The following is a 20,178-nucleotide window of genomic DNA, read 5'->3' as shown; positions in this document are numbered from 1 at the left end:
TCAGATCCGGCGCGCGGGTCCACGAGGCCGCGCGCGCAGCCGGCCGGGTGCCTCACTCGTCGTCGGAATAGCGCTCTTCCTTCCAGGGATCGGCATGGTTGTGATAACCGCGCTCCTCCCAGAATCCACGCCTGTCACCAGCGCGGAACTCGATCTGCTTCAGCCATTTCGCGCTTTTCCAGAAATAGAGATGCGGCACGACCAGGCGTACGGGTCCGCCATGCTCGACCGTGAGCGGCTTGCCCTCCCAGCTATGCACGACCAGCGCGTCCTCGGCTGCGAAGTCTTCCAGCGCGAGATTGGTGGTGTAGCCATCATAGGAATGCAGCACGACATGGGTCGCCGTGGCCTTGGGCATGACCAGGTCGAGCAGGTCGCGCGTCGCCACGCCGTCCCAGCGATTGTCGTAGCGCGACCAGGTGGTGACGCAGTGAATATCGGTCACTTCCCGCGTCTGCTTCAGCGCGCCGAATGCCGACCAGTCCCATGAGGCGGGATGCTCCACCTCGCCCGTCACGTCGAGCCGCCAGTGGTCGAGCGGAATGCGCGGCTGCAGGCCGAGATCGAGCACCGGCCAGTCGCGCACCAGATGCTGGCCCGGCGGCAGCCGATCGCTGTCCGGCCGGGTGACGCGGCCGGTCAGGAACTTGCCCTCGCGCGCCCAGCGCTGCTTGGTGGTCGTCAGCTTGCTGTCCGAGGGCAGGCTCGCCCCGTCGGGGCCGGCCTGCGGCTGGCTGTCCTCACTCATGATTCGGCTCCCTGCGTCGGGTTGCCGGCTTCGGCCCCGCGTCGGGCCCGCCGAAAGATCGCGTGTGAGCCTAGCATTGACCCGCGCCGCATCGTTTCGCAACACCACGCCGCCGGATCCATCCAACGTCAGAAACAGTATGGCCGCGGCCGCGCCGACGCAGGATGTCGACGCGGCCGCGGAAGGTTAATGCGCCGCCTTGCGCCGGCGATGGATCATGTTCAGGGCCTCGACACCGGCCGAGAAGGCCATGGCGGTGTAGATATAGCCCTTGGACACATGCGCCCCGAAGCCCTCGGCGATCAGCGTGGTGCCGATGAGCAGCAGGAAGCCCAGCGCCAGCATCACGATGGACGGGTTGCGGTTGATGAAATTGGCGAGCGGACCCGCCGCCAGCAGCATGGTCAGAACCGCGAAGACCACCGCGATCACCATGATCGGAATATGCTCGGTCATGCCGACGGCGGTGATGATGCTGTCGACCGAGAACACGAGATCCAGGATCAGGATCTGCACGATGGCGGCGCTGAAGCTGACCTGCAGCGAGCCGCCCTCCATGGCGACCTGTTCGTCATGCGGCGCCATGGCATGGTGGATTTCCTTGGTCGCCTTCCACACCAGGAAGAGGCCGCCGGCGATCAGGATGATGTCGCGCCACGAGAACGGATGGCCGAACACCGTGATGACCGGCTCGACCAGCGTCACGATGATCGCCACCGTGCTGAGCAGGCCCAGGCGCATGACGAGCGCCAGCCCGATGCCGATGCGCCGCGCGCGGGGACGAATATCCTCCGGCAGCTTGTTGGTGAGGATGGAGATGAACAGCAGGTTGTCGATGCCGAGCACCACTTCCATGGCGATCAGCGTGACGAGCGCCGCCCAGGCCGCCGGGCTCGCCGCAAGTTCAAGAAGATATTCCATGGGTCACTCTGCCGAAACGAGGGCCACGACGAAGACACGTGAAAGCTCGGGAACCACAGGGGCGGTTCCCGATGACATGGCGACGAAGGTCTGCAAGCAAGTCTCCTCTAGCCGGCGGGGATGTCGAGGCTAGATCCGACATCACACGAACGCCGGCGAGGCTCGCGTCAGAGGGGCCCGGATCGGGTAGACTCAATTTATGGCACGCTCGCCCGCATCGCAATGGGCAGGTTGCGGCTCCGATGCGACTAACGCATTCGGACGGATCCTGTTCACCCTCGCCTGCCTGCTCCCCGCGCTTTGCGCGCCGGCCTGGGGCGAGCCCTCGCGCGTGCCGGCGGGGGCCTTGGAAGCCGCCCCGGCCGACGCCGTCGCAACCACATCCGCCAAAACCGCCGCCGCGCCGGGCGCACAGGGCGAGAGCGTGGAGCAGGCGCTGTGCCGCATCATCGAGGGGGCCGCCGGCCGCCATGCCCTACCGGTCGAGTTCTTCACCCGGCTGATCTGGCGGGAGAGCGCCTTCCGCGCCGGCGCGGTCAGCCCCAAGGGAGCGCAGGGTATCGCCCAGTTCATGCCCGGCACAGCGGCCGAGCGGGGGCTGGCCAATCCGTTCGACCCGGAAGCCGCCCTGCCCGCCTCGGCCGCGCTGCTGGCGGAGTTGCGGGAGCGCTTCGGCAATCTCGGACTGGCGGCCGCCGCCTACAACGCCGGCCCCGCGCGGATCGAGCGCTGGCTGTCCGGCCAGGGCGGCCTGCCGCTGGAGACGCAGGATTATCTCATCTTCATCACCGGCCGGGCGGCCGAGGAGTGGGCCACCGAGCGCACCGGGCCGGCAGCCGCGAACGAGGCGGCGGCCGGCCGCGTCGCCGCCGGTGAACGGACGCCGGGCGCGGCTGTCCTATCATCCGCGACGCCCGCAAGCGCGGCGGCGCCGGCGATCGCCTCCATGCCGGAAACGAAATCGGCACTCGCCCCGGCATCCACGCCGGGACGCGCGGCACCCATGGCGGCGGCGCTGCCGCTCGGGCCGACAGGCTGCCTCGGTGTGACCGCCGCCCTGCGTCGCGGCGGCGGCGAGGTGGCGCAGGAAATCGCCACCATCACCGCGCCGTGGGGTGTCCAGCTCTCGGGAAATTTCTCAAAAGCACGGGCACTTGCAAGCTATCAACGCACGCAAAAGCGCTTCGCCGCCCTGCTGGAAGGCACGCAGCCCATGATCATCGGCGCCCGGTTGCGCTCGCGTGGCTCGCGCGCGTTCTATAGGGTGCGCGTCGCCCAGCCCAGCCGCCAGGCCGCACAGGCCTTGTGTAGCCGGCTGCGGGCCCTTGGGGGCGCCTGCATCGTCTTGCCGAGTTGAACCCTTGCGTGGACGCGACAAGGTACTTGTCTGCCGGCGACATCGACTTTCGCAACTCAAACGCGCATGTCATCTTTCGTTCATCGGCCCGAACTAGAGCGAACGCGGTTTCGCCGTTGAGGCCAAGGGAGGTATTTATGACCCGTTTTTCCCGCCGCGATCTGATGAAGGCCGGCGCGCTCGCCGTCGCCGCGCCGGTCGTGCTGCGCGCCCATGATGCGCTCGCCAGTTCCGGCTCGGTCGACGTCTACGCCTGGGGCGACTATTTCGACAAGAACACCCTTCTCGCCGACTTCACCAACGCCACTGGCGTGAAGGTGAACCTGTCGACCTACGGCTCCAACGAGGAAGCCGAGAACAAGCTGCGCGCCGCCGGCGGCAAGGGCTTCGACCTGCTGTTCCCCTCGGTCGATACCGGCCCGAACTATTACAAGGACGGCCTTCTGCAGCCGATCGACGAGGCCAAGTTCAAGGCGGCGCAGGTCATCCCCTCGATCTACCGCAACTCGCTGACCCTCGGCGCGGCCTATCGCGGCAAGCGCTATCTCGTGCCGTTCGACTGGGGCACCGAAGGCATCACCTGGGATTCCTCGAAGTTCCCCGACAAGAAGTCGGGCGAGATTTCCTATGGCGACATGTGGCTGGCCGACCACCCCAAGCAGACCGCCATTCGCCAGAAGTCGGTGTTCAACGGCGTCGCGCTCTATCTCGACGCCACCGGCGAACTGAAGTCCGACCGCGGCCTCGACCTCTACAAGTCGGAGGCCGAAAGCCGCCGCGTGTTCGAGGGCGTGCTGAAGTACCTGGTCGCCCACAAGGGCAATATCGGCGCCTACTGGAACAACGCGACGGAAGCGACCGCGGCCTTCACCGACGCCGGCGCCACCATCGGCCAGACCTGGGACACCACCGGCATCCTGCTGCACCGCAAGACGGACAAGAAGTGGCGCTACGGCATGCCCAAGGAAGGTGGCCTCGCCTGGACCGACACGCTGGCCATTCCCGCCGGCGCGGCGAATGTCGAACAGGCCTATGCACTGGCGAACTTCCTCTACCAGCCGGAAATCGCCGCCAAGTTCGCCAACACGACCGGCTATAACAGCGCCGCCGCGGGCGCCGGCCAGTATCTCTCGGCCGAGGCGCGCGAGGATTTCGAGGCGGCCTATCCGGCCGGCACCATCGACAACCTGTTCTGGTGGCCGATGCAGACCGACTTCTACGCCAAGCTGCGCGCCGAATATGTCGAGAAGCTGACCAACAGCTGACGACAGACGGGGGCCGGCTCGCCCGGCCCCCACGCTTTCCCCTGACCAGCGTCGTCCCCGGCCTTTCCGGGGATCCGGCCTCTTCGCGGACGCCCCGCGATGGCGTGGACGGCCGGGATCCACCCGGTCGGGACGACGAACATTGTGGCTTATGGCTCTTCAATGCGCGGCAAGGACGTCCGTCTCGACAAGGTCTCGATCCGCTTCGGCGATTCAACCGCCGTACAGCCAACCGATCTCACCATCCATGCGGGAGAGTTCTTCTCCATCCTCGGCCCTTCCGGCTGCGGCAAGACCACGATTCTGCGCACCATTTCCGGCTTCATCGAGCCGACGGACGGGCGCGTGCTGATCGGCGGCGAGGACATGGTGGGCAAGGGCCCCAATGAACGCCCCACCGCGCTCATCTTCCAGAATCTGGCGCTGTTCCCGCTGATGAGCGTGGCCGAGAATGTCGCCTTCGGGCTGGAAGCGCGCGGCATCGGCAAGGCCCAGCGGCTGAAGCGCGCCCAGGAACTGCTGGAGCTCGTCGCGCTCGACCAGTATGGCGACAAGAAGCCGGCGGACCTCTCGGGCGGCCAGCGCCAGCGCGTCGCCATCGCCCGCGCGCTCGCGGTGGAACCCTCGGTTCTGCTGCTGGACGAGCCGCTCTCGGCGCTCGACCTCAAGTTGCGCCAGCACATGCGCACGGAACTTCGCGCCATCCAGAAGCGCGTCGGCATCACCTTCATCTACATCACCCACGACCAGGGCGAGGCGCTCGCCATGTCCGACCGCGTGGCGGTGATGAGCCGCGGCCGGCTGGAGCAGGTGGCCGATGCGGACACGCTCTATGCCGAACCGGCAACGCCCTTCGTCGCCACCTTCGTGGGCGAGCAGAACGTTCTGCGTGGCCGGATCACCACCCTTGCCGACGACGTGGCGAGCGTGGAGTCGCCCATCGGCCTCGTCACCGGACGCGCCAAGGGTGCGCTCAAGGTCGGCGATGAGGCACTTGTCATGGTGCGGCCCGAGCGCATCTCGCTCGGCGCGTCCAACGCCAATACCATTCCCGCTCGCCTCGTCTCGCGCAACCTCGAAGGCCCTTCGGTCAATCTCCTGTGCGCCGCCGCCGGGCAGAACTTCACCGTCACCGTGCCGAACGGCCCGGCGGTGCGCGACCTGCCGGAAGAACTGAACCTGTCCTTCGGCCTGGCGGATGCGCTGGTCTATCCGATGGGAGCCTTGGCCCATGGGTAGCCTCGCCCGCGCCTATGGCCGCCCGCTTGCGCTGACGCTCACCGCCATCCTGGTGCTGTGGATCCTCGCGCTGATCCTCGTGCCGCTCGGCGCCATGGTGCAGCAATCGCTGTGGTGGAAGGATTCCGCCGGCGACGTGTCCCTCACCATCGACCGGCTCTACAACGACATCGCCACGCTGCAGCTCGATGCCGGCAACACGACCGATGCGGGCAAGAAGGCCGCGCTCGACGCCGAGATCGCCACCAAGCAGGGCGAGGCGACGGCGCTGGAGGCGAAGGAACTGAATCCAGGCAAGCAGTGGGGCCTCGACAATTTCACCCGCATGAGCAGCCTGCACCTCTACATCTTCGTGCGCACCATCCTCTATGCGCTGATGGTGACGGCGCTGGCGCTCATCGTCTGCTATCCCGTCGCCTATGTGGTGGCGCTGGCCTCGGGGCCCCGCAAGGCGATCATCCTCACCGTCGCGCTGATCGTGCCCTACGCCATCAATGAATTGCTGCGCGTCTATGCCTGGCTGATGATCCTCGACTATCGCGGCGTCATCAACGGCGTGCTTGGCTGGTTCGGCGTGGTCGACCTCGACAATCGCGGCTGGATCCCCTTCCTGGAGAACCCGTCCGCCGTCTTCCTCGCGATGATCTACACCTATGTCCTGTTCATGGTGTTCCCCATCGTCAACACGCTGGAAACGCTCGACCGCAACCAGATCGAGGCGGCGCGGGACCTCGGCGCCTCGACCGCCCGCATCCACCGGCGGGTGATCATCCCCCATGCCAAGCCGGGCATCGCGGTGGGCTGCATCATGACCTTCATGCTGTCGGCCGGCTCCTATTCGGTTCCGGCCATCATGACGCGCGGCCAGGGCGGCGACTGGTTCAGCCAGCTGGTCTACCGGCAGTTCTTCGAGAGCAACAACTGGAACATGGGCTCCGCCTATGCCGTGTCGCTGCTCGTCGTGTGCACCGCCTTCATCCTCCTCATGATGCGCTTCTTCGGCGTCGGCCTCAGGGACATCGCGAAATGAGCACCGCGACCGACAGCCCCGGCGCCCGGCTGATCCTGAACATCTATATCGGCCTGTTCGTCCTTTACCTGTTCCTGCCGCTGGCGGTGATGTCGGCGGCGGCCTTCAACAGCTTCGACTACCCGTCCGTCACGCAGTGGCGCGGCTTCACGCTGAAATGGTTCGTGGCGCTGGCGAATGACCAGCGCCTGCTGCAGGGGCTGGTGAACTCGGTGCTGGTGGCGCTCGGGGTCATCGTGGTGTCGATCCCCGCCGGGCTTTCCGGCGCGCTCATCCTCACCCGGCTCGGCCAGCGCTCGGGCACGGTGCTCTATTCGGTGCTGGTCTCGCCGGTGCTGACGCCGGGCATCATCCTCGGCATTTCCAGCCTCATCTTCTGGCGGGAATTCGGCGTGCCGGGCGGGCTGTTCGTCGCCGTCATGGCGCAGTCCAGCTTCATCGCCTCCTATGCGATGCTGCTGTTCCTCGCCCGCCTGCAGCGGCAGGACCGCACGCTGGAAGAGGCCGCGCTGGATCTCGGCGCCAGCCACACGCTGGTGTTCCGGCGGATCACCCTGCCCTTCCTGGCACCCACCGCCTTCACGGCGGCGGTGGTGGCCTTCCTGCAATCCTTCGAGAACTACAACACCACCGTCTTCGCCATTGGCGGCGAGTGGACGCTGGTGACGGAAATCGCCTCGCGCCTGCGCTTCGGGCTCTCCCCGGTCATCAATGTGGTGGGCGTCATCTTCGTGGTGCTGACCCTGCTGGCCGCCACGACCTATGTGTTGCTGAAAGGCAAGCCGAAGCGCGCATGATGCCCCCGAACTCCCTCGGGGCGGGAACATCGTACCGGATCATCCCTAGGTATGATTGAGCCCGCCCTGGCCGCTTCCTAGGCCAGTAAGCGGATGTCTGGCGAGGGTCCGCGACATGGAATCAGGTATCCATGAAGCATCACGTTCAGCGAGGGGGGCTGCAATCATGCGCTACGGTCTGTTCCTTCTGGCGGGCGGAGTGGCGCTCGCCATCGCAAGCCCCGCCGGCGCGGGTGACACCAGCATCGGCGGCACCTTCACGACGGAGCGTGGGCCGGAGGATTTCAACGCCACCACCGGCACGGACTGGCAGATCGACGCGGCGCATTCCTTCGACAACAAGGTCTCGATTTCCGGCTCGCTCAAATATTACGACACCGCCGGCACATCGAACTCAAAGACCAACGCGCAGTTCGGCGTCGGCTACACCTATGAACTCGGCAAACTTGCCCTGACCGGCACCGTCGGTATCGGCCAGCATTTCATTCATTCCGAAGATTCACGCAGTTTCCCCTATTATTACCTGACACTCGCCGGTGCCGTTCCGATCAGCGAGACATGGAGCTGGACGATCTTCCGGCTGCGCTACCGCAACGCCTTCGACACCTCGAACGAGTACGACACGCCCGAGGTCGCCACCGGCGTGAGCTACAAGGTGGACGCGCATAACAGCGTGTCGCTGTTCATCGAGCGCGACTGGTCGAACGGCAATCCCAGCTATACCGGCGTTGAAATCGGGTACCGCTACCGCTTCTGAGCGGGCTCACCCGAACGTGAAGCGGCATGTCGTGACCCCCTGACGTTACGCCACTAGCCTGCGGCGCCGCGTCCGATCGTGTCGGTCCGCCAATCACGGAGCCAGAGATGACCCAGACCTCCCGCCGCCAGCTTCTCGCCGCGGCCGCCAGCCTGCCGGTGCTCTCCGCCGCCCTGCCGCTGCTGTCGTTGACCGCAACGCCGGCGCGGGCGCAGACCTCGGCCGGCCAGCAGGTACCCAGCCTCTATCGCTACAAGGTCGGCGATATCGAGGTCACGGTCGTGAACGATGGCGTGCGCACTTTCCCGCTACCGGACGGTTTCGTGAAGAATGCCAGCCGCGACGAGATCAACGCCGCGCTGACCGCCGGCTTCCAGCCCAAGGACACGCTGTCGATCCAGTTCAACCCGCTGCTCATCCAGAGCGGCGGCAAGCTGACCCTGATCGATACCGGCAACGGCCCGCAGACCGGCAATTCCACGGTCGGCAAGCTGCCGGCCAATCTCAACTGGGCCGGCGTGAAAGCGGCGGACATCGATTCCGTGGTCATCACCCATTTCCACGCCGACCACATCAACGGTCTGCGCACCGCCGAGGGCGCGCTCGCCTTTCCCAATGCGGAAATCCTCGTGCCCGCCGCCGAGTGGGCCTACTGGACCGACGAGGGCGAGATCAGCCGCGCGCCGGAAGGGCGCAAGGCGGCGTTCGAGAATGTCCGCCGCGTGTTCAAGGATATTGACAGCCGCGTGAAGCGCTACGAGTGGGACAAGGAAGTCGTGCCCGGCCTCACCGCCGTCAACGCGGTCGGCCACACGCCGGGCCACACCGCGCTTGTCCTCGCTTCGGGCAACGACAAGCTGTTCATCCAGGCCGACACCACCAACATCCCGATCCTGTTCGCCGCCAATCCGGAATGGCAGGTGCAGTTCGACATGGACCCGGCCAAGGCAATCGAGACGCGCCGGCGCATCTACGACATGGTCGCCACCGAGCGCCTGCAGCTCACCGGCTATCACTACCCCTTCCCGGCCACCGGCTTCATCGAGAAGGCCGGCAATGGCTACCGGGTCGTGCCGGCGACGTGGAACCCGGTGCTCTGAGCACGGCATCGCGACAGCGCCGGAGGCGTCACCTCGCCTCCGGCTGTGCTCCGGGGAAATATTCCGTATGCGTTTCGCCCGAGCGGGCGACATAGAGCACGCGCTGGCCGGGAAACGATACGAGATAGAAGGCACAGCCGGCGGCCGCTACCTTGGCGCAGAAGCCGCGATAGGTGTAGCCCGGCACCTTCTCCTGGGCCTCGCGGATCGCATCCCTTACCGACGGCGCATCGAAACGCGCGGCGACCGGCCTTGAGGTCGCCGCTTCGAGGGTGATCGCCTCGCCATTGGGCCGGTAGAAAATGCGTGTGCCGGCACGCAGATCGACCGCGTAGCCGTCGAAGCCGGCATCCCTGAGGAGGGCGACGCTTTCGGGAAAGCTAATCGTGTCGGATTCCGAACCGTCGATCGTCGTCTGGGCAATGCGGGTCCAATCGTCGGTCATGCCGACCTCCCTGTAGCTTGATGTTGCGTAGGCGTGCTGCTCGCGCGCGGTCATTCCACGGGCTGCGATCGCAGGCCGTGCCGTTCGACAAGGTCGCGCAGCAAATTCAGCAGCGCCGTGCGTTCCGCCGCCGCCAGATGGTCGAAGAATTCCGCATCATTGGCGTCCGCCAGCGCGGCGAGTTGAGGCACCAGGGCCCGGCCGGCGGGCGTGAGCGCCAGCGTCTGCGCGCGTCCGTCCGCGGGATCCGCGGTCCGCGCGAGCAGGGACTTGGCGATGAGCCGGTCCGCCAGCTTGGTCACGGCGCCGCGTGTCATGCCGATCCGCTCGGCCAACCGGCTCGGCGCCAGCCGCTCGACCTCGAACAGATGCCGCATCACCACCCATTCCGCGACCGTGACGCCGTGCGCGTCCACCTTGCGGGCGAAAGCGTGGGAGACGTGGTTGGAGACGTAGCGCAACCAGTAGCCGAGATGGTCCGTCAGTTCGGAAGCGGGAAGGGTCATGCGTCACCGTTTGATTTACTAGGAAACTACATCATTTGATTTCCTAGTCAACCATCCTCTTCGACCCGACGGGCACGCCCCTCCCTGGGCGGCACGTTTCACCGGCCCGCCGCGACCCGTGTTCCTCCATGGACTGGAGGCCATCCCGCTTGCCTGCTATGTGTCGCCACGAAGCCTGAACCGCATGAGTGCACAGATATGACCGATACCCTGCCCGACCGCCTGTCCAGCGACCCGACCAGCCCGTTTTACGACGCGACCCTGCTGGAGCGCGGCATCGGCATCCGCTTCAAGGGCGTCGAGAAGACCAATGTCGAGGAGTATTGCGTGAGCGAGGGCTGGGTCCGCGTCTCGGTCGGCAAAGCCAAGGACCGCGCCGGCAACCCGATGACCGTGAAGCTCAAGGGCGAGGTCGAGCCCTATCTGCGCGAGCCGCCGGCGGCCTGATCATTCCTGCGTCTCCTCCTCGATCCCGTCGAGATAGTCGAGGTCGCCGCCGATGACCGGCAGGACGAGGATGGCGGGGGTGTCCTGGGGATGGCGGGCCCGCACCGCCTGGGCGAGTGGCTCGGCGAGGTCCTCGCGGGTGGTGAACAGCAGCACTGTCTCCTCCGCGCGCTCCACGTCGCCGTGCCAGCGATAGAGCGACACCATTCCCGGCAGGATGTTCACGCAGGCGGCGAGACCGTCGGCGACGATCGCCCGGCCGGCCGCTTCCGCCTCGACGGCGCCGGGCCAGGTCGTGTAGATCATCACGGTGCCGGAGCCGCTTCCCCGCGCCGCCATCCTCACCCCCGTGTCCCGGGCCATGCTCATGAACGAAGCCGCCCGCCCCGCACCGGAATCGCTGGAGGATACCGGCGCTCCGCAAGCATATGACCGAATCGCCTTTGTCGCGAGCGACGCGCCCGACGCCCAGAAAGCCATGGTCCAGCTGAGCGACCGGTACGGCAACAGCGCGGCGGAGGAAGCGGATATTGTCGTGGCGCTCGGCGGCGACGGCTTCATGCTGCAGACGCTGCACCGCTTCCGCGACACCGGCACGCCGATCTACGGCATGAACCGTGGCTCGGTCGGCTTCCTCATGAACAGCTACCGGCAGGAGGACCTGCCCGCGCGCATCGCCGCCGCGCAGCGTGTGGTCATTCATCCGCTGATGATGGAGGCGACCGACGTGAACGGCCGGGTGCATCGCGCCCCCGCCATCAACGAGGTCTCGCTCATCCGCCAGTCCTACCAGGCGGCCAAGCTGCGCATCGCCATCGACGGCAAGGTGCGCATGGAGGAGCTGATCTGCGACGGCGTGCTGGTCGCGACCCCCGCCGGCTCCACCGCCTATAATCTCTCCGCGCAGGGGCCGATCCTGCCGATCGGCACGCCGCTATTAGCCATCACCCCGATCTCCGCCTTTCGCCCGCGGCGCTGGCGCGGCGCGCTGGTGCCGGACCGCGCGCGCGTGGATATCGCGGTGATGGAATCGGAGAAGCGCCCGGTCAACGCCACGGCCGACCACTTCCAGGTGCTCAACGTGGTCGCCGTGCGGGCACGGCTCGACCGCGGCTCCTCGCTCACCATGCTGGTCGACCGCGACCATTCCATGGAAGAGCGCATCCTGCGCGAGCAGTTCGGCTGACGCGCCACCATTCACCCGCTAGCGGCGGCCTGCCCCATCAGGCGGCGATGACGCCCTGCCGCGGGCTGCGCCCCTCTTCCGCCTCGCTGCGCCAGCGGCGCAGGATGCCGAGCAGGCGGTTACCGTCCGGCGTAAGCCCGTCATGTTCGTACTGGCCGATCACCCGGTCGACGATCCGGCGCTTGAGGCCGAGCGCCTCGTCCTGCTCGTCGAGATAGCTCTCGTCCTGCACCAGCTCCAGCGCGGTGCGGAAGGCGACATAGGCGCCGCGCGGCAGGCCGAGCCGGTCATAAAGCGTGCGGAAGGAGTGGCCGGAGCGGTCCGCCACCATGGCGGCGACCTGTTCGGTCGGCAGGTCCGCGAGCACCGACACCATTTCGAGGAACAAGCGCACTTGGCCCGAGAGCAGCGCCCGCAAGGCCAGCCCGGACGTGAGAGCGCCGCGCCGGCCCAGCTGCTCGACCACCGCGCGCACGTCCACGGTGGTGGCAACGCTCGCGCGCGGCGCGACACCCGCGGTCTCCCGCTCGGACGCCTCGCTGGCCGCACGGGCGGCGTCGGCCGGCGAGAGCCAGCGCCGTTCGCTGACAAAGCTCGACAGCGCCCCCGCCACCACGCGGATCAGCGCCTGATGCGCGGCCGGCGGCAGGCCGGGCCGCTCCAGCAGCGCCTCGCGCATCTCGCTCACATGGCCGAAGCGCGACACGATCCGCCCGAGCGCGAAACCGGGAACATCGGCTCCCGCATTCAACACCAGCATGAGACAGGCACGCGAATCGCCCACTTCCGCCAGCACGGCGGCAACCGCCGCCGGCAGCCGCGCCCGCGAGGCGATGGCAGCCCGGCGCGCATCATTGCCGGCGATCGCGAAGCCGATCAGTTCGTCCGCATTCAGCACGGGGGATTCCGCGAGCATTTCCTCGCCCGGAGCGCCATCCAGATCGGCGAGCATCCTCACGACATGAGCCGGCACCAGCGGATGCCGGCTCAGCGCGCCGGCCAGCGCGGCGCGCACCAGAGGCGAGATGTCGGCGGCGAGCAGCGGCAGCACCGCCTCGATCTCGGCGCGGTCGACGGCGCCGAGATCGGAGCGCAGATAGACCTGGGCAAGGGCAGCCGTCGCCTTCGCGCGCGCCTCGTCCGGCGCCGTCTGGGCCCACTGCAAGAACTGACGCACGATCATGGCAGGTCCCCGTCGTCTCATCGAATGAAGCGATGATGACATCGGGCTGTTTAAGAAAGCGTTGACCATAACCGCGCCCGGCATGCGGCGCCCGCCGCACGCCCCCGTCGGTTCGACGGCGGAAGGTCAGTCGCCGCTGCCCTCGTCGGTATTGACGCTCGGGGGCGCGGCCTGCTCGCCCACCAGCACCTCCAGCGGCGCGTTGACCCCGGCCTCGACGCTGAAGTCCTTGGAATAGGTCTTGCCGTCCTGCCGCGCCACGGCGGTGTACTGGCCCTCGGTCAGCATGAAGACCGGCTGCGCATTGGCCGATTCCTTCACCGCATCGCCGCCCGGCGACAGAACGGACCATTGCACGTCCTGCATCGGCGCTCCCCCGGCCGAGGTGGCCAGCCGGAAAGACAGCTCCGCCGCGCGATGGTGCAGCGTGGCGTCCGTCACCTTGCCGGGGCTGACGGTGAGATCGGCCTGAATCACCGCATTGCCGTCGCCATAGGTCGAGACCACGTAATAATCACCCGCCGGCAACACGACGAGATCACCGGCATTAGCGCCGCGGAAGAACGGCCGGCTGGAGGTGCGCCCCTGCAGGAAGCTGCCCTCGAAAATGTCGAAGCTCACCTTCTGCGACGGGATCGGCTTGTCCAGCACGTCGGCATGCAACTGCACCCCGCCCGCCGGGATGATGATCTGCTCGCGGCGCGACTCGCCACCCACCGCAATGCGGCGCGCCACGCTGGCCAGGCCATAGCTGACATGCACGACATAGCCGCCGGGCGAGAGGAAGAACACCGGAGCCGGGTCCGTCGCCTCGGCAACGAGCGGATAGGCGCCCGACGCCTCGGGCTGGTCCGCGAATACCCGCCAGACGAGGCCGCTCGGCACCAGCGGATCTTTTTGGCCGAAGCGCGCGCTCATCCCGATAGCCGCCTTGCCGGGCGGAGGCTGCGGCAGGATCGTGTGGGGATCGCCCAGCGCGGCGCCGGGCAGCGCGGTCTGCGGCAGCTTGGAGCCGCCGACATTGGGCGCCGCCCCACCCGGCGACGCCCGCCCGGCCGTTCCGGCCGGCGGCGTGGTGCCGACAAAGGGCATCGCCTGTCCAATGGTCGCCGCGGGTGCCGGCGTGGTTGGGATGATCTGCGCCGCGCCCGGCAGTGTCGACAGCAGGAGCACGAGACCTGCCAGCCCGCCGGCGGCGCGGATGCGGGCGGGAGACAGGACGGTTGCGGCGCGGGAACGAAGCGAATGCGGCATGCCGGTTTGGTGCCCGCAAACAGGGGCGAATTCAAGTCGGCGCGACACGACTTGGCGACACGACACGACTTGGCGACACGACACGACTTGGCGAGACCCTTAGGTGTGGCGCCTCTCTGGCGGCGGCGCCTTGGTCGCGCGAGCGCGACGTGCTACCGCCAGATCCCAAAGGAAGGCCATGATGACCGACGCACTCACGCTTCTCCGCACGCGCAAGAGCCCGAAGGTATTCGACCTCGCGGCGCCCGGCCCCTCGCCCACCGAGCTGGACCAGATTCTGGCCATCGCCTCCCGCGTGCCGGACCATGGCAAGCTCGCCCCCTGGCGCTTCATCGTGTTCGAGGGAGACGGCCGCGCGCGCGCCGGCGAGATCATCGCCGGGGTGTTCGTCAACGACAACCCGGAGGCCGACGCCGACCGCGTGGCCATCGAGCGCAACCGGCTGATGCACGCCCCGCTCGTCGTTGCGGTAGTCTCCAGGGCCGATGCTCATGCCAAGGTGCCCGAATGGGAACAGACGCTGTCTGGCGGCGCGGCGGCAACGCTGGTGGTGCTGGCGGCGCACGCGCTCGGCTATGCCGCAACCTGGCTCACGCAATGGTACTCCTACGACCCGCGCGTGCGGGCGGGCCTCGGGCTTGGCGAGGGCGAGCGCATTATCGGCTTCGTGCATGTCGGCACGCTGGCGCGACCGCAGGAGGACCGCCCCCGGCCCCCGCTGGCGGATATCGTCACGAGGTTCTGAGCCATGTTCTACGAGCCTCGCCGCCGCAATCACGGACTGCCGCACAACCCGCTCAAGGCCATCGTCGCGCCGCGGCCGATCGGCTGGATCTCGACCCTCTCCGCCGACGGTGTGGCCAATCTCGCCCCCTATTCCTTCTTCAATCTGGTGAGCGAAACGCCCGACATCGTCATGTTCTCCAGCCACGGGCTGAAGGACACGGTGCGCAATGTGATGGCGACCGGTGAATTCGTCTGCAACCTTCCCACGCTCGAACTGATGGAGGCGGTGAACCTCTCCTCGAAGCCGATACCGCCGGGGGAGAGCGAATTCGACCTTGCCGAGCTGGAGCGCGCGCCGTCGCGACTGGTCAAGCCGCCGCGCGTCGCCGCCGCGCCCTGCGCGCTGGAATGCGTGTGGATCGAGACCACCGAACTGCGTGACCGGCACGGGGCGACGACCGGGCGGCACATCACCTATGGCGAGGTGATCGGCGTGCATGTCGACGAGGCCTATGTCGAGGACGGCCGGCTGCGCACCGACCGGATGCGCTCGCTCGCCCGCTGCGGCTATTTCGACTATGCGTGGGTGGAGACGCTGCGCTCGGTCCCGCGTCCGACATGAGCGAAAGCGCCGTTCATCACACCGGATGTGCCGGATCACACCGAAAGTGATCGTCGGCAGGGCCGTTTCTTACCCATCTCACGGCGACGGCAACAACTTATTTACCATAAACGCATTAATGTACCGGGAACGGATTGCTGGAGGCTTTTGAAACATGCGTGGTCTAGATCGTCGTGCTGTGCTCGGCTTTTCTCTCGCCGGCGTCGCACTTGCACTGGGGGGATGCCAGCGCACGACCACGGCCAGCGCGCCGCTGTCCCCCGTCTCCAGCTATGCCGCCATCCAGCCGATGAACGTCTCGCCGGCCAGCAATTATGGCCCGGTGAATGATCGCTTCCCGGTGGAGGCCTTCGATACGTCCGAGATCAACCCGATCTATCTGCGGCGCGAAGTGCCCTACACCACCACGGAGGCGCCCGGCACCATCGTCATCGATCCGCGCGAGCACTTCCTGTATTACGTGATGCCCGGCGGCACGGCGATGCGCTACGGCGTGGGCGTCGGCAAGGAAGGGTTCAGCTGGTCCGGCACGGCCACCATCAATTCCAAGCAGGAATGGCCGGACTGGTATCCGCCCAAGGAGATGATCGACCGCCGGCCCGACATCAAGTCGCAGCTCTCCCAGCTGCAGAGCGGCCAGGGCGTCGCCGGCGGCCTGCGCAATCCGCTGGGCGCGCGGGCGATGTATCTGTGGCAGAACGGCAAGGACACGCTGTACCGCATCCACGGCACGCTGGAGCCGAACACGATCGGCACCAACGTCTCCTCCGGCTGCATCCGCATGATCAACCAGGATGCCATCGACCTCTACAGCCGCGTCACCGTCGGTACCAAGGTGGTCGTGCAGGGTTCGCGCGCGGGAGCGTGACCTCTCGACGGGCGGCTCCGTCGTTAAGACGGGTTGCCGCCCGCCGATTGCGATGCGACCTTCCGCATGGCGGGAGACAGCATCATGAGCGGTCGAATCATTACCATCGCCCAGCAAAAGGGCGGATCGGGCAAGACGACGCTCGCGGCACATCTGGCCGTTGCGCTCTGGCGCGGCGGTGGACGGGTGGCATTGCTGGACTGCGATCCGCAAGGCAGCCTCGGCGAATGGTACGAGGCGCGCGAGCAGACGCTCGGCGAGACCGGCACCGGCCTCTCCTTCCGCACCGCGAGCGGCTGGGGCGCCCGTCGCGAGGCACGATCGCTCTCGCGTGATTATGACTTCGTCGTCATCGACACCCCGCCGAAATCCGACGTCGAATCGCGCCCGGCTATCGAGGTCGCCTCGCTCGTCGCCATTCCCGTGCAGCCGACCCCCATCGACCTCTGGGCCACACAGCCGACACTGGACATGGTGGCCAAGGAAGGCGTGCCCTCGCTGCTGGTCATCAACCGCGCCCAGCCGCGCGCGGGACTGACGCAGGAAATCACCGAGGCCATCCGTGCGCTCGGCCATCCCGCCGCCAGCACCCGGCTCGGCAACCGCGTCGACTTCGCCGCGAGCATGGGCGAGGGTCTGACCATCCTGGAGACCACACCCGGCAGCAAGGGCGCCGAGGAGGTCGATGCACTCGCCGCCGAACTGAAAACCCATCTGCGCGACTGAGGCGCCGGTGGCGCGGCCGCACGCACCGGGACGCCCCCGCCGCCGGGAATGCGGCTCGCGGCGCGAAGGTGCCGGGAATGCTGTTCGCGGCGCGAAGGCGCCGCCTTCGCGAGGTGGCCATCACCTTCAACGGCTTCGACACGGTGGTATTTTTGCGGAACGGCGCTCGACGCCGGGCCTGCGCGCCTCGCGATCCCGGACGCAGGGAATGGCGTGCGGCAGCGATATACCGCTCTTTCAATACGCTAGCACCTTTTGTTCAAGCACCTCCCGAGATGCCGCCGGATGGGGGAACCCCGGCGCTCGCCTGACGTTGACATTCGGGCTCAGCGCCGCTTCCGCCAGTTCGTGGTGTGAGGCGAGCGCACCACGCATGAGAATGGAGACATGCCATGACCAAATTTATCGCTGCTTCCGCCGCCCTGGCCACCATCGCCACCCTGGGCTTTGCCGCCGGCGCCCAGGCGCAGACCTATTCCGCGCCCCATTACGCGCAGCCGGCGCCCGGCTATACGTCTCCCATGGTCGTCGAGGGGCGCAATTCCGGCTACATGCCCCAGGACGAGGCCCAGCGCTATGTCCCGGAGCCCTACGCGACCGGCACCTATCTCGGCCCCTCGCCCTACCCCAAGAATCCGGGCGTGGAGCCCTACATCGCCAAGCAGGTCGATCGGGACCAGCGCGGCGACTGAGTCGGCTCGGCGCCTCGCGTGCCTTCAATGATCGATGCCGGGCGCGGGACGAAAGTTCCGCGCCCGCCGCATTCTTTGCCGCCCAACTGTTGCTTCCTTCCGCCACGCGGTTGACGTGTGCGGCTCGTCACGGCAATCAGGGGAGAGCTTTCCGTTCGGCAAGTCAAAATTCATAGCCGCGACTGTAGGTTCGCGACTTCCTCGGGTTCCGCGATTCGTCGCGGTACTCTGGTCCCGGTCCGTCTCGACGGGTAAATGAAATTGGCATGTGGCGTGACTCGAGAGCTTGACTGGCTGATGCGTGCGATAATCGCCGCCTCCCTGTTGCTCGCTCCCGGTGTATGTGGTGCGCAGGCACAGGGGCAGTCGGCGCAGGCTCAAGCGCCAACGCAGACGCCTGCGCAGGGGGCCGCCGAGCCGCCGCAGGAAATGGCGCAGCCGAGCCTGCTCAACTCCATCGTCAGCCTGTTTAATCCGCAGCGCCTCGCCCAATCGGGCCCGCAGGCGCCGGATGCCACGCCCTACACGGTCGAAATCGTGGTCAATGGCGGCGACAGGGATCTGCGCAATGCCGTGGAAGCGGCGTCGGATCTGGAGACTCTTAAGAATCGCCCGCCCTCCGGTGCCGCCGGGCTGGTGCGCCGCGCGCTCGCCGACCAGGGCAATATCGTCTCCGCGCTGTATGCCTCGGGCTTTTATGCCGGCACCGTGCGCCTGCGCATTGCCGGCAACGCCCCGGACGCGCCCAACATATTCGAGATTGTGGACGCTGCGCGCGCGCGCGGACCGGTGCCGGTGCGCGTCGAAATCGACCCCGGCCCGCTGTTCCATTTCGGCAAGATCGCCATTCTGGATGCCGCTACGCGCCGCCCGCTCGCCGACACGCCGACGCTGGCGCGGCTGCGGCTGATGCCGGGCGAGCCGGCGCTGGCCTCCTCGGTGGTGCGCGCCGAGGGCATGCTGGTGGATAACCTGCGCCGCTCCGGGCATCCCTTCGCCCGCGTCACCGACAAGGACGTGGTGGCCGATCACGCCACCAAGCTGCTCGACGTCGCCTTCCATGTCGCGCCCGGCCCCGCGGCCACCTTCGGCAAGTTCACGGTGAAGGGCGCGGACTTCCTCACCCCCGGATTCATCGAGGAGCGCATCGAGATCGCGCCCGGCACGCCCTATTCGCCGGAGGCGCTCACCCGCCTGCGCCGGCGGCTGCTGGGCTATGAATCGATCGCCAGCGTGCGCATCCACGAGGCGGACAAGCTCGACCCCGACGGCTCGCTGCCGATCACCCTCGACATCGAGCCGCGCAAGTCGCGCTATGTCGGCTTCGGCGCCACCTATTCCTCGACCGACGGCTCCGCCGTCAACGTGTTCTGGGGACATCGCAACCTGTTCGGCGGCGGCGAGACGCTGCGACTGGACGCGCAGACCTCGTGGTTCGGCGAAAAGTCAGAGGCCGTGCCGGATGCCGATCCATTCGGCTACAAGGTCTCCGCCTCCTTCATGAAGCCCGGCATCCTCACCGCGCAGGACGACCTTGTCGCCCAGGCGGCGGTGCTGCGCGAGGTGACGAATGCCTATGTGCGCGAGGCCGTGACCCTCATCGCCGGCGTGCGTCACCGCTACAGCGACCAACTCAGCCTGCAGGTGAGCCTCGATCTCGAACAGTCGCATGTGCAGGATGCGGATGGCTCCGGCGATTACGGCATTGTCGGCATTCCGTTCGACCTGAAATACGACACGACCGACAACGAGCTGGACCCCACCAAGGGCGTGCGCTTCGCCGGCACGCTGGAGCCCTTCGCCTATCTCGGCGATGCCGGCAGCGGGCCGACCCTGTTCAAGGGCGCCTTTTCCACCTACCACGCCTTCGACGACGAGAGCCGCTTCATCCTGGCGGGACGCGTGGCGGCGGGCAGCGTGTTCGGCGCCTCGCTCTATGACATCCCGCCGCAGCGCCGCTTCTATGTCGGCGGCGGTGGCTCGCTGCGCGGCTATGACTACCAGTCGGCCAGCCCGCGCAATGCCGAGGGCATCCTCATCGGTGGCCGCTCCTTCTTCGAGGCCTCCGTTGAGGGGCGCATCCGCGTGACCGATACGATCGGCATCGTGCCCTTCTTCGACATGGGCTCGGCCTTCGCGTCGGAATGGCCGGATTTCGACATGATGAAATACTCCGCCGGCATCGGCCTGCGCTACTACACGGCCATCGGACCGCTGCGGCTCGATCTTGCCTTCCCGCTCAACCCGGGACCGGATGATGGCACGTTCGGCCTCTATGTCAGCCTGGGGCAAGCTTTCTGATGGCGCGG

22 protein-coding genes are annotated in these 20,178 nt (G+C 67.3%); 15 read left to right on the top strand and 7 right to left on the bottom strand.

Annotated elements, in window-relative coordinates; all coding sequences use genetic code 11:
* Positions 1-52: 52 nt before the first annotated feature.
* On the bottom strand, positions 53-748 hold the full coding sequence (locus FHS55_RS22710) for a sulfite oxidase-like oxidoreductase (RefSeq protein ID WP_183192147.1): 696 nt from the start codon (positions 746-748) through the stop codon (positions 53-55).
* Positions 749-934: 186 nt separating this feature from the next.
* Positions 935-1,669 carry a TerC family protein gene (locus FHS55_RS22705; RefSeq protein WP_183192146.1) on the bottom strand — a complete coding sequence of 245 codons (735 nt, stop codon included), beginning with the start codon at positions 1,667-1,669 and terminating at the stop codon, positions 935-937.
* A 346-nt stretch (positions 1,670-2,015) separates the two neighbouring features.
* On the opposite strand from FHS55_RS22705, the gene FHS55_RS22700 reads away from it, so the two are divergent.
* From FHS55_RS22700 to FHS55_RS22670, 7 genes are all read left to right on the top strand, one after another.
* Positions 2,016-3,026, top strand: a complete 1,011-nt coding sequence (locus tag FHS55_RS22700; RefSeq protein ID WP_210287136.1) for a transglycosylase SLT domain-containing protein — start codon at positions 2,016-2,018, stop codon at positions 3,024-3,026.
* Positions 3,027-3,163: 137 nt separating this feature from the next.
* Positions 3,164-4,291: an extracellular solute-binding protein gene (locus FHS55_RS22695; RefSeq protein ID WP_246340405.1), complete on the top strand. Its 1,128-nt coding sequence runs from the start codon at positions 3,164-3,166 to the stop codon at positions 4,289-4,291.
* Between the two features lie 162 nt (positions 4,292-4,453).
* Positions 4,454-5,530 (top strand): ABC transporter ATP-binding protein, encoded by a 1,077-nt coding sequence (locus FHS55_RS22690; RefSeq protein WP_183192144.1) that lies wholly within the window; start codon positions 4,454-4,456, stop codon positions 5,528-5,530.
* A complete protein-coding gene (locus FHS55_RS22685; protein WP_183192143.1) occupies positions 5,523-6,560 on the top strand; it encodes an ABC transporter permease in 1,038 nt (345 codons plus the stop codon). Before FHS55_RS22690 ends, FHS55_RS22685 begins: the two co-directional genes overlap by 8 nt.
* Positions 6,557-7,357 carry an ABC transporter permease gene (locus FHS55_RS22680; protein ID WP_183192142.1) on the top strand — a complete coding sequence of 267 codons (801 nt, stop codon included), beginning with the start codon at positions 6,557-6,559 and terminating at the stop codon, positions 7,355-7,357. Before FHS55_RS22685 ends, FHS55_RS22680 begins: the two co-directional genes overlap by 4 nt.
* 166 nt (positions 7,358-7,523) lie before the next feature.
* Positions 7,524-8,114 carry an outer membrane beta-barrel protein gene (locus tag FHS55_RS22675; protein ID WP_183192141.1) on the top strand — a complete coding sequence of 197 codons (591 nt, stop codon included), beginning with the start codon at positions 7,524-7,526 and terminating at the stop codon, positions 8,112-8,114.
* Positions 8,115-8,221: 107 nt separating this feature from the next.
* Positions 8,222-9,214, top strand: a complete 993-nt coding sequence (locus FHS55_RS22670) for an MBL fold metallo-hydrolase (protein ID WP_183192140.1) — start codon at positions 8,222-8,224, stop codon at positions 9,212-9,214.
* Between the two features lie 28 nt (positions 9,215-9,242).
* Here the strand turns inward: FHS55_RS22670 and FHS55_RS22665 are convergent, their stop codons facing one another.
* Together FHS55_RS22665 and FHS55_RS22660 are read right to left on the bottom strand one after the other, a co-directional pair.
* Positions 9,243-9,659, bottom strand: a complete 417-nt coding sequence (locus tag FHS55_RS22665; RefSeq protein WP_183192139.1) for a DUF1398 domain-containing protein — start codon at positions 9,657-9,659, stop codon at positions 9,243-9,245.
* A gap of 50 nt (positions 9,660-9,709) precedes the next feature.
* Positions 9,710-10,165: a MarR family winged helix-turn-helix transcriptional regulator gene (locus FHS55_RS22660; RefSeq protein WP_183192138.1), complete on the bottom strand. Its 456-nt coding sequence runs from the start codon at positions 10,163-10,165 to the stop codon at positions 9,710-9,712.
* Between the two features lie 198 nt (positions 10,166-10,363).
* On the opposite strand from FHS55_RS22660, the gene FHS55_RS22655 reads away from it, so the two are divergent.
* Entirely contained in the window at positions 10,364-10,612 is a 249-nt protein-coding gene (locus tag FHS55_RS22655; RefSeq protein ID WP_183192137.1) for a DUF3297 family protein, read from the top strand.
* Here the strand turns inward: FHS55_RS22655 and cutA are convergent, their stop codons facing one another.
* Positions 10,613-10,981: a divalent-cation tolerance protein CutA gene (gene cutA / locus FHS55_RS22650; RefSeq protein ID WP_246340404.1), complete on the bottom strand. Its 369-nt coding sequence runs from the start codon at positions 10,979-10,981 to the stop codon at positions 10,613-10,615.
* Here cutA and FHS55_RS22645 point away from each other — a divergent pair.
* Positions 10,980-11,798 carry an NAD kinase gene (locus tag FHS55_RS22645; protein ID WP_183192136.1) on the top strand — a complete coding sequence of 273 codons (819 nt, stop codon included), beginning with the start codon at positions 10,980-10,982 and terminating at the stop codon, positions 11,796-11,798. The two genes, cutA and FHS55_RS22645, sit on opposite strands and share 2 nt — an antisense overlap.
* 37 nt (positions 11,799-11,835) lie before the next feature.
* Here the strand turns inward: FHS55_RS22645 and FHS55_RS22640 are convergent, their stop codons facing one another.
* Together FHS55_RS22640 and FHS55_RS22635 are read right to left on the bottom strand one after the other, a co-directional pair.
* Positions 11,836-12,981 (bottom strand): DUF2336 domain-containing protein, encoded by a 1,146-nt coding sequence (locus FHS55_RS22640; protein WP_183192135.1) that lies wholly within the window; start codon positions 12,979-12,981, stop codon positions 11,836-11,838.
* 126 nt (positions 12,982-13,107) lie between these two features.
* The gene (locus FHS55_RS22635) at positions 13,108-14,235 is read right to left on the bottom strand and encodes a hypothetical protein (protein ID WP_246340403.1); all 1,128 of its coding nucleotides are present in this window, start codon (positions 14,233-14,235) and stop codon (positions 13,108-13,110) included.
* 181 nt (positions 14,236-14,416) lie between these two features.
* Here FHS55_RS22635 and FHS55_RS22630 point away from each other — a divergent pair, with 181 nt between their 5' ends.
* The 6 genes from FHS55_RS22630 to FHS55_RS22605 all read left to right on the top strand — a co-directional run bounded on the left by FHS55_RS22630 (position 14,417) and on the right by FHS55_RS22605 (position 20,170).
* Positions 14,417-14,980 (top strand): nitroreductase family protein, encoded by a 564-nt coding sequence (locus FHS55_RS22630; RefSeq protein WP_183192156.1) that lies wholly within the window; start codon positions 14,417-14,419, stop codon positions 14,978-14,980.
* 3 nt (positions 14,981-14,983) lie between these two features.
* Positions 14,984-15,583, top strand: coding sequence for a flavin reductase family protein (locus tag FHS55_RS22625; RefSeq protein ID WP_183192134.1), 600 nt, complete (start codon positions 14,984-14,986; stop codon positions 15,581-15,583).
* Positions 15,584-15,737: 154 nt separating this feature from the next.
* On the top strand, positions 15,738-16,451 hold the full coding sequence (locus tag FHS55_RS22620) for a L,D-transpeptidase (RefSeq protein ID WP_183192133.1): 714 nt from the start codon (positions 15,738-15,740) through the stop codon (positions 16,449-16,451).
* An 84-nt stretch (positions 16,452-16,535) separates the two neighbouring features.
* On the top strand, positions 16,536-17,177 hold the full coding sequence (gene parA / locus FHS55_RS22615) for a ParA family partition ATPase (protein ID WP_183192132.1): 642 nt from the start codon (positions 16,536-16,538) through the stop codon (positions 17,175-17,177).
* A 392-nt stretch (positions 17,178-17,569) separates the two neighbouring features.
* Positions 17,570-17,869, top strand: coding sequence for a hypothetical protein (locus tag FHS55_RS22610; RefSeq protein WP_183192131.1), 300 nt, complete (start codon positions 17,570-17,572; stop codon positions 17,867-17,869).
* Between the two features lie 297 nt (positions 17,870-18,166).
* Complete coding sequence (locus tag FHS55_RS22605; protein WP_246340402.1) at positions 18,167-20,170, top strand: autotransporter assembly complex protein TamA; 2,004 nt, start codon at positions 18,167-18,169, stop codon at positions 20,168-20,170.
* Positions 20,171-20,178: the final 8 nt, after the last annotated feature.

The organism is Ancylobacter tetraedralis, from assembly GCF_014195655.1.
Lineage (GTDB): Bacteria > Pseudomonadota > Alphaproteobacteria > Rhizobiales > Xanthobacteraceae > Ancylobacter > Ancylobacter tetraedralis.
Note: the sequence above shows the minus strand (reverse complement) of the source record. Positions and strands in the feature narration are given on the sequence as shown.